The sequence below is a fragment of the uncultured Campylobacter sp. genome (assembly GCF_905371695.1).
In the GTDB taxonomy this organism is placed as follows: domain Bacteria; phylum Campylobacterota; class Campylobacteria; order Campylobacterales; family Campylobacteraceae; genus Campylobacter_A.
The window spans coordinates 1-3020 of sequence record NZ_CAJPMA010000134.1 but is presented as its reverse complement, the minus strand read 5'-3'; the positions used below and the strand labels follow the sequence as shown (position 1 = coordinate 3020).

At 46.5% G+C, this 3020-nt stretch carries 3 protein-coding genes; all 3 read left to right on the top strand.

Annotated elements, in window-relative coordinates:
- Positions 1-588 (top strand): nitrilase-related carbon-nitrogen hydrolase (locus QZ147_RS08880; protein ID WP_295149474.1); only part of this gene is annotated, 588 nt, incomplete at its 5' end.
- A gap of 618 nt (positions 589-1206) precedes the next feature.
- Positions 1207-2145: a TAXI family TRAP transporter solute-binding subunit gene (locus tag QZ147_RS08875; protein WP_295149472.1), complete on the top strand. Its 939-nt coding sequence runs from the start codon at positions 1207-1209 to the stop codon at positions 2143-2145.
- A gap of 105 nt (positions 2146-2250) precedes the next feature.
- Positions 2251-3020 (top strand): TRAP transporter large permease subunit (locus QZ147_RS08870; protein ID WP_295149469.1); only part of this gene is annotated, 770 nt, incomplete at its 3' end.

Here is a 3020-nt window from a genome sequence, read left to right as displayed (position 1 = left end):
ACCGCGTTCGTCTTCGAAAAAGACGGCAGCGTAGCGGGCAAATACCGCAAAATGCACATCCCCGACGACCCTGGCTTTTACGAGAAATTTTACTTCACTCCGGGCGACATCGGTTTTGAGCCGATCGATACGAGCGTTGGCAGGCTAGGACTTTTGGTGTGCTGGGATCAGTGGTATCCCGAGGCTGCGCGCCTCATGGCTCTGCGCGGCGCGAAGCTACTCATCTATCCGACCGCGATCGGCTGGTTTGAGAGCGACGAGGAGGAGGAAAAATCGCGCCAGCTAGAGGCGTGGGTCGCCGTGCAGCGCGGGCATGCGGTCGCAAACGGCTTGCCCGTGATCGCCGTAAACCGCGTGGGCTTTGAAAATGACGAAAGCGGCGTGATGGACGGGATAAAATTTTGGGGCAACAGTTTTGTTTTCGGCGCGCAGGGCGAGGAGCTTTTCCGAGCCGATAGCCAGAGCGAGCTGTGCCGCATCGTCGAGATCGATATGACCAGAAGCGAAGAAGTGCGCAGGATTTGGCCGTTTTTGAGAGACCGAAGGATAGATGCGTACGCAAATTTAACAAAAAGATTTATTGATTAAGGCTCGTCTTTTTGCCCTATACTTCGTTACTTTTAAATTTGGCTCGGTCATTACCTACATGGTAACTCCCGTCGCCAAATTTAAAAGTGCCTCGTCTAGCGCAAAAATACTTCGCCTTATTTTTACGGCTTGTCTCGCGAGCGCTTTTTGCAGATCTAGTAAAAATTTGGCAAGGCGGGCTAATATCTTATCTTCGGTCTTCGATAAATTTTACGTCGCATCCGCTTGCAGTTGCGACCGCAATGAAGGCAAAGTCCTTAAATCCATAAATCCGTCTCAAAATACTCCGCCTTATCGTTTTACGTTCAAATTTGAAGTTAAATTTACAAATTCGACTTCAAATTTTACTCGTCAAGACGTATATTTTAAAAACGCATAATCTAACTTCGTTAAAATTTAACCTCGCAACGCTTTATCCTAACTTTTTCGGTTCAAATTTTAGTCGGCCTATTTATAAAAATAAAACCTTTCTTAAATGCTAAATTAAGCTGAATGACGTCGTAAACGGTTTCGATTTTACACAAATTATGGCAAATTTCGGGCGCTAAAAGGCGCTTTTAAACTCTATGTAATCCTTCGGCTGCCACAATTGCGGTATATCTTTAAAAGGGAGACGAAATGAAAAAAAGTTCCATTTTGCTGTCAAGCTTGCTTTTGGCCTCTACTCTTAGCGCAAAAGAGTTCGTATCTATCGGTACGGGCGGGATGACGGGCACTTATTATCCTATCGGCGGGGCAATATGCCGTCTGGTAAATAAAGGCCCGCAGATGAAATGCTCGGTGCAATCGACCGGCGGCTCGGTTTATAACGTAAATAACGTGCTTAAAAAAGAGCTAACGTTCGGTTTCGTGCAAAGCGACGTCGTATACGATAAATTTAACGGCAAAGGTAAATTTGAAAACGCCGCAGACGCGAATCTCCGCTCGGTAGTGGCGATTTATCCGGAGCTTTTGGCATTCGTAGTCTCTAAAAATAGCGGCATTAAAGCCGTAGAGGACTTGGCGGGAAAAAAATACAACGTCGGAAATCCCGGTAGCGGCAACGAAGTAACGACGCTAGCGGTATTTAAAGCTAAAAATTTCGACGTTTCAAAACTCGGCTATCGCGGCGTTTTGACCGTGCAAGAGTGCCCGCATGCGCTAAAAGATAAGAAAATAGACGGATATAGCTTCATGGTCGGACACCCTACGGCAAATATTACCGACGCGGCAAATTCGCTTCCTATCGATATCTTAGACATTAGCGGCGAGCAGATCGACGCTATGCTAAACGAGTATCCTTATTTCGCCAAAGGAGTGATACCAAAAGGTAGCTACGAGGGTGTAGATCGCGACGTAAATACTATCGGCGTTAAGGCGGTTTTGGTAACCGAGCAAAGCGCGAGCGACGCTTCGGTAAAAGCGGTCGTAAAATCCATTTTAGATAACTTCGAGGAGTATAAAACTCTTCATCCCGCGCTAAAATCGGTCACCAAAGAGAGTCTGGTAGAGGGCTTATCCGCACCGCTTCATCCCGCCGCGGAGGCTGCGTTTAAAGAAGCCGGCATAATTAAGTAAAAATTCCGGAGCGCGCTTGCGGCTAAAATTTTAAGCGCGCTCTAAGCTAACTAAAATTTTTATTTGGCTAAAATCAAATCTTTTAAATTTCGACCAAGGAAAATAATGGATAATCTAAAAGAGAATGAAGAACAGTTCGTAGAGGTAAAAACGAGAGAGGTCGACGCTAAATTTTACAATTACCTCACGGTTTTTTTATGTTTTTCTTGGTCGGTGTTTCAACTTTATATCGCCTATTTCCCGCTAAATACGAATATCTCTCGCTCGATTCACCTAGCGTTCGCGCTAGCGCTCGTATTTTTGCTTTATCCCGTAAAATTTCATAAAAAAGCGCATACTAATATGACTTGGTACGACTGGATCTTGTGCGCGGCGGGCGTAGCGGCGGCGCTATATCCGGCGGTCGAATTTTACGGGCTTGCGGATCGCGTGGGCGACTACTTGCCGCGAGATATCGCTTTTGCGGCGGTTGCGGTTTTCATTTTACTAGAAGCAGGCAGGCGCGTGATAGGACCGGCGCTGGGCGTTATTTGCATAGTATTTTTGGCGTATGATTATTTCGGGCAGTATATGCCCGACGTCATCGCGCATCAAGGCGCCAGCTTACAAAAATTAGCAGGACATATGTTTCTTACTACCGAGGGGATTTTCGGCGTTCCTATCGGCGTTAGCGTTAGTTTTATCTACCTATTCGTACTGTTTGGTTCACTACTTGAAAGAGCGGGAGCGGGGCAATATTTTATAAATTTAGCATTTAGCTTGCTCGGCAAATTTAGAGGCGGTCCGGCGAAAGCGTCCGTCATCGCTAGCGGGCTTACAGGCATGGTAAGCGGCAGCTCCACCGCGAACGTAGTAACCGTGGGTACCTTTACTAT

Excerpts from the sequence above, each read along its gene's own strand:
- QZ147_RS08875 (WP_295149472.1), top strand. The coding sequence starts at position 1,207 with ATGAAAAAAAGTTCCATTTTGCTGTCAAGCTTGCTTTTGGCCTCTACT.